The 5904-nt window shown below is 70.8% G+C and carries 6 protein-coding genes; 5 read left to right on the plus strand and 1 reads right to left on the minus strand.

What is annotated here, in order from left to right; all coding sequences use genetic code 11:
- The 5 genes from ACFULQ_RS48380 to ACFULQ_RS48400 form a co-directional block, all read left to right on the plus strand.
- On the plus strand, positions 1–1263 hold a 1263-nt coding region (locus tag ACFULQ_RS48380), incomplete at its 5' end, for an aldehyde dehydrogenase (RefSeq protein WP_383558030.1).
- Positions 1256–2182 (plus strand): 3,4-dihydroxyphenylacetate 2,3-dioxygenase, encoded by a 927-nt coding sequence (locus ACFULQ_RS48385; RefSeq protein ID WP_383558032.1) that lies wholly within the window; start codon positions 1256–1258, stop codon positions 2180–2182. The genes ACFULQ_RS48380 and ACFULQ_RS48385, both read left to right, overlap by 8 nt.
- A gap of 11 nt (positions 2183–2193) precedes the next feature.
- Positions 2194–3039: a fumarylacetoacetate hydrolase family protein gene (locus ACFULQ_RS48390; RefSeq protein ID WP_383558034.1), complete on the plus strand. Its 846-nt coding sequence runs from the start codon at positions 2194–2196 to the stop codon at positions 3037–3039.
- A 72-nt stretch (positions 3040–3111) separates the two neighbouring features.
- Positions 3112–4602 carry an aldehyde dehydrogenase gene (locus ACFULQ_RS48395; protein WP_383558035.1) on the plus strand — a complete coding sequence of 497 codons (1491 nt, stop codon included), beginning with the start codon at positions 3112–3114 and terminating at the stop codon, positions 4600–4602.
- Positions 4599–5312, plus strand: a complete 714-nt coding sequence (locus tag ACFULQ_RS48400) for a gamma-glutamyl-gamma-aminobutyrate hydrolase family protein (RefSeq protein ID WP_383558037.1) — start codon at positions 4599–4601, stop codon at positions 5310–5312. Before ACFULQ_RS48395 ends, ACFULQ_RS48400 begins: the two co-directional genes overlap by 4 nt.
- 3 nt (positions 5313–5315) lie before the next feature.
- Here the strand turns inward: ACFULQ_RS48400 and ACFULQ_RS48405 are convergent, their stop codons facing one another.
- The gene (locus tag ACFULQ_RS48405; RefSeq protein ID WP_383558039.1) at positions 5316–5888 is read right to left on the minus strand and encodes a MarR family winged helix-turn-helix transcriptional regulator; all 573 of its coding nucleotides are present in this window, start codon (positions 5886–5888) and stop codon (positions 5316–5318) included.
- Positions 5889–5904: the final 16 nt, after the last annotated feature.

Consider the following 5904-nt stretch of genomic DNA (forward strand, 5'->3'; position numbering starts at 1 on the left):
GCCACCCCCCGCGCCGAGCGGGCCCGCATCCTGCATGCGATCGCCGATGGTGTGGAGAAGCGGATCGAGGAGCTCGCGATCGTCGAGACCACCGACAACGGGGCGTTGCTGCGGTCGCACCGGCGGGGCGTGATGCCCCGGGTCGCGCACAACTTCCGGTTCTTCGCGGACTGGTTGCTGAAGCTCGATCACGAGGACTTCGAGACCCGGGGGCACACCAACCACGTCAGCTGGGACCCGGCCGGGCCGTCCGTGCTGATCACCCCGTGGAACGCGCCGCTGATGCTGTCGACGTGGAAGGTCGCGCCGGCTCTGGCCGCCGGCAACAGCGTCGTGCTGAAGCCCGCCGAGTGGTCCCCGCTGACCGTGTCCCTCCTCGCGGACATCGCCGCCGAGGCCGGGCTGCCGGCCGGGGTGCTGAACGTCGTGCAGGGGTACGGCTCCGAGATCGGCGACGCGCTGACCTCACACCCGGACGTGCGGCGCATCAGTTTCACCGGCTCGGTGCCCACAGCCAAGCGGATCGCCGTCTCGGCCGCCGCGAACCTCACCCCGCTGAGTCTCGAACTCGGTGGCAAGTCGCCCCTGTTGGTGTTCGCCGACGCGGATCTCGATCTCGCCGTGGACCTGGCGGTGGAGCAGTACGACAACGCCGGGCAGGTGTGCCTCGCGGCCACCCGGTTCCTCGTCGAGGAATCGGTCGCGGAGGAGTTCACCCGGCGGTTCGTGGCGCAGGCCGAGGGCCTGAAGCAGGGGGATCCGCGGGACGAGGCCACCGACATCGGGCCCAACATCCATTCCCGTCAGCTGGAGAAGATCGACGGGTTCGTGCAGCGGGCGCTCGCGGGCGGGGCACGTGCCGTGATCGGCGGCCATCGCCAGGACGGTCAGTACTACGCGCCGACGCTGCTCACCGACGTCGCCCAGGACTCGGAGATCGTGCAGGAGGAGGTCTTCGGGCCGGTCCTCACACTGCAGACCTTCGCCGACGAGGAGGAGGCCGTCCGGCTCGCCAACGACACGCGGTTCGGGCTCGCCGCCACCCTCGCCACCGGCGACAGGGAGCGCGCCGAGAGGGTGAGCGCGAAGCTGGTGGCCGGGACCGTGTGGGTCAACTGCTTCTTCGTCCGCGACCTCCAGGCTCCCTTCGGCGGCTCCCGCCAGTCCGGGGTCGGGCGCGAGGGCGGCACCTGGAGCTTCGACTTCTACTGCGACCTGAAGAACACCGTGACCGCCCCGAACGGATGGCAGAACCATGGGTGAGATCGTCGGGGCCGGGCTGCTCGCCCACGTCCCCACCATCGTGCTGCCGGAGGCCGACCGGCTGGAGTTGAACGAGGGCAAGGAGATCACCCTCGTCACCGGTCTGCGGGAGCTGCGGCGGGAGGTGTTCGAGCGCGACGACTACGACACGGTCGTCGTCCTGGACTCCCACTGGGCGACGACGGTCGAGTTCGTCGTCACCGCGCAGACCCGCCGGGCGGGGCTGTTCACCTCCGAGGAGCTGCCGCGGGGGATGTGCAGGATGCCGTACGACTTTCCGGGTGATCCCGAACTCGCGCGCAACGTCGAGAAGTTCGCGGACAAGCACGGCACCTGGATCACCGCGATCGAGGACGACTACCTGCCGGTCTACTACGCGACCATCAATCTCTGGAAGTTCCTCGGCGAGGGGCTGCCCGAGAAGCGGTGGGTGAGCATCGGGGTGTGCCAGACCGGGGACATGGAGGATCATCTGCGGCTCGGGCGGGCCCTCGCGGACGGGATCGCCGCCACGCCGGGGCGGCGGATACTGCTGATCGCCTCCGGGGCGCTGTCGCACACCTTCTGGCCGCTGCGCGAGATCCGCGACCACGAGGCCAGCGACCCGGCCCACATCCGCACACCCGAGGCCCGGGAGGCGGACCATGAGCGGATCGCCTGGTTCAAGGAGGGCCGGCACGACAAGGTCCTCGACACCATGGACCAGTTCTGGAAGGTCAAGCCCGAGGCGAAGTTCTTCCACTACCTGATGATGGCCGGTGCCCTCGGCGAACAGGCCTGCACCGCGAAGGCCCGTCAGTACGGCGAGTACGAGAACTCCGTCGGCACCGGCCAGGTCCACCTCTGGTTCGACCGTCCCGCCGACGGCTGGACCGGCACCGGTCTCACCACCCCGCGTACCCCGCACAGTCGCGTCTGAGGAGTCTCCACATGCCCGAATTCCGCCGCGTCCTCCTCGACGGTGCCGCCGTCCAGGTCACCGTCGACGGCGACGAACTCGTCGCCGGGGACGGCCGCCGGGTCAAGATCGAGGAGGCGCAGCACCTGCCTCCCGTCGTGCCCTCCAAGATCGTCGCCGTGCACCTCAACCACCGCAGCCGCGTGGACGAGTTCCAGATCCAGCTCACCTCCACGCCGACCTACTTCCACAAGCCGACCTCCGCCCTCAACTCCCACCAGGGCGCGGTCGTCCGCCCCGAGGGCTGCAAGTGGCTCAACTACGAGGGCGAGGTCGCCATCGTCATCGGGAAGACCGCGCGGAACATCTCGCAGGCCGAGGCGGGGGAGTACATCGCCGGTTACACCGTCGCCAACGACTACGGTCTGCACGACTTCCGTGACACCGACGCCGGTTCGATGCTCCGGGTGAAGGGCTCCGACACGCTGTGCCCGCTCGGCCCGGGACTCGTCACCGACTGGGACTTCCACGGCAAGTACTTGCGCACGTACGTCAACGGCGAGGTCGTACAGGACGGTTCGACGGACGAGATGGAGTGGGACATGCACTACCTCGTCGCCGACATCGCCCGCACCATCACCCTGTACCCGGGCGACGTCCTCCTCTCGGGTACGCCCGCCAACTCGCGTCCGGTCCAGCCCGGGGACGTCGTCGAGGTGGAGGTCGAGGGCCTAGGCCGGCTGACCAACCACATCGTCACCGGCCCCACCCCGATCCGCACCGACGTCGGCGCCCAGCCCACCGAGTCCGAGGAGGTCCTGTCGACCGCGCTCGGCGGCGACTGGGAGTTCCGCGGCATCCGCCCGCCCCGGCGCTGATCGGCACGGGGGAGTGCCGGTGCCGGGACCGGCGCCGGCCGGTTCGAACAATTGTGAGGGTGTGAGGTGATCGTGTCCGCTGTCAGTCACGAGGAATGGCTCCGCCGGGCCAAGGCGCAGGAGGTGTCGGGCGCCCACCACATCGACGGTGCCGAAGAGCCGGGCGTCGGTGCGACCTTCTCCGTCGTCTCACCCCGGGACGGCCAGGTGATCGCCCGGGTCGCCGACGGCGGCCCGGCCGAGGTCGGCGCCGCCGTGGCCGCCGCCCGCAGAGCCTTCGACTCCGGCCCCTGGCCACGGCTGGCGCCCGCCGACCGGGGCCGGGTGCTGCTGCGCATGGCCGAACTCCTCGAAGAACAGCGGGAGTCGCTGGCCCTGGCGGTCAGCCTGGAGATGGGCAAACCGATCACCGACGCGTACCGGATCGAACTGCGGGCCGCGATCAGCACCTTCCGCTGGTACGGGCAGTTGGCGGACAAGCTGACCGACGAGTCACCCCACACCGCCCCCGACGCCCTGGCCCTGGTCACCCGCGAGCCGGCCGGGGTCGTGGGCGCCGTGGTCCCGTGGAACTTCCCGCTCACCCTGGCGAGCTGGAAGGTCGCCCCGGCCCTGGCCACCGGCTGCACAGTCGTCCTCAAGCCGTCGGAGAACTCCCCGCTGTCCGCCCTGCTGCTGGGCCGGATCGCCACCGAGGCCGGACTGCCCCCGGGCGTGCTCAACGTGGTGAACGGCGACGGCCCGGGCGCCGGGCGGGCGTTGGGCCTCCACCCCGACGTCGACGTCCTCGCCTTCACCGGATCGACCGCCGTCGGCAGGCACTTCCTGCGCTACTCCGCCGACTCCAACCTCAAACGGGTCTGGCTGGAGCTGGGCGGCAAGTCCCCGAACATCATCCTCCCCGACGCCCCCGACCTGGAGAAGGCCGCCGCCACCGCCGCCTGGGGCATCTTCTTCAACCAGGGCGAGATGTGCACCGCGCCCTCGCGGCTTCTCGTCCACTCCTCCATCGCCGAACGCGTCACCGAGGCGATCGTGACCCGGGCCCGCGAACTCAGGGTCGGCGATCCACTGGACCCGGCGACCGAGATGGGCGCGCTGGTGGGCGAGAGTCACCTGGAGCGCGTCCTCGGCCACGTCGGCGGCGGCCTGGAGGAGGGCGCCCGGCTGCTCACCGGAGGCTCCCGGGCCCTCACCGGAAGCGGCGGCAGCTTTCTGGAGCCGACCGTCTTCGACCGGGTGGACCCCGGTATGCGGCTCGCGCGCGAGGAGATCTTCGGCCCGGTCCTGTCCGTGCTGGCCTTCGACGACCTCGACGAGGCGGTACGGCTGGCCAACGCCACCGAGTACGGCCTCGCCGCCGGCCTGTGGACCTCCGACCTGACCACCGCCCACCAGGTCTCCCGCGCGCTGAAGGCCGGCACGGTCTGGGTCAACTGCTACGAGGAGGGCGACCTGACCGTCCCCTTCGGCGGCGTGAAGCAGTCCGGCAACGGCCGGGACAAGTCCGTACACGCCATCGAGAAGTACACCGAGCTCAAGACCACCTGGATCCAGCTGTGAGCCGCACGAAAAGGTCCTCCCGGCCCCTCATCGCGATCCCCGCCCGCTTCTCGGCCACCACCTCCGCACTGCGGTACGCCGCCGAGGTCAACGCCCGCGCCCTGATCGAAGCCGTGTGGCGGGCCGGCGGCGAGCCGGTGAGCATCCACCCCGCCGCCGGGGAGACAGCGCTCCGCCTCACCCGCTTCGACGGCGTCCTGCTCCCGGGCGGCGGCGACCTCGCCCCGCACCGCTACGGGGCCACCGACACCCACACGAGTGTCTACGACGTCGACGAGACCCAGGACGCCTTCGACCTCGAAGTCGCCCGCACCGCACTGGACCTGGGCCTGCCCCTGCTCGCGGTCTGCCGGGGACTGCAGGTCGTGAACGTCGCCCTCGGCGGCACACTGGACCAGGACATGGGCGGCCCCGAGCGCGAACACCGGCACATGAGGCACCCGGTGGAGATCCGGCGCGGAATGCTCCTGGAGCTGGCCACGGGCGCCGAGAAGGCCGAGGTGTCCTGCTACCACCACCAGCGGGTGCACGGACTCGGCAGCGGTCTGACGGTCACCGCACGCGCCGCCGACGGCACGGTCGAGGGACTCGAACTCCCGCACGCCAAGGGGTGGTTCACCGCGGTCCAGTGGCACCCGGAGGACACCGCACCCGAGGACCCCGCCCAGCAGGGCCTCTTCGACGCACTCGTGACGGCGGCCCGCACCTGATCTTCAGTTCTTGGGACGTCGCCCGCTCCGACGCGGCGCGGGCTCGGCGCCGTCCAGCAGGAAGTGGCGGCGCTCCTCGCCGTTCTCCTCCACCTGGAGCACCACACGGCGCAACGAGTCCGCGAGGCTGCGGCACTCGGCGTCACTCAACTGCTCCGTGACGAAGGCCTCCTCCTCGTTGAAGGCCGGGAAGACCCGCTGCATCAGCTCCTCGCCCTTGTCGGTGAGGGTGAGCAGCACCAGCCGGCCGTCGTCGGGGTGGCCCGCGCGCCGGAGGAGCCCGCGGTTCTCCAGGGTGCGGGCCACCCCGGTGAGGGTGCCCTTGGAGATCCCCGCCTCCTCGGCGACGTTGCGGGTCTCCGACTCGCCCCAGATCCAGACCACCCACAGAACGACGAACCCCGTCCAGGTCAGGTCCGAGCCGCGCAGCACCGAGTTCTCCAGATGCTGTCGTACGGCGTACGCGGCGCGGTGGATGTTGGCCACGGCCGCCATCTGCTCGCGCCGGATCGGGAACCCGCCGAGCTTGGCCGACGCCAGCCGCTCGGCTTCGGTGATCGATCGGTGTCCGGGCACGGCCCCTCCTGTGGTC

The organism is Streptomyces sp. NPDC057253 (assembly GCF_042669125.1).
Classification (GTDB): Bacteria; Actinomycetota; Actinomycetes; order Streptomycetales; family Streptomycetaceae; genus Streptomyces.

What these genes read in the sequence shown, in the direction of transcription:
- ACFULQ_RS48385 (WP_383558032.1), top strand. Translation starts at nt 1,256, where the DNA reads ATGGGTGAGATCGTCGGGGCCGGGCTGCTCGCCCACGTCCCCACCATC.
- ACFULQ_RS48390 (WP_383558034.1), top strand. Translation starts at nt 2,194, where the DNA reads ATGCCCGAATTCCGCCGCGTCCTCCTCGACGGTGCCGCCGTCCAGGTC.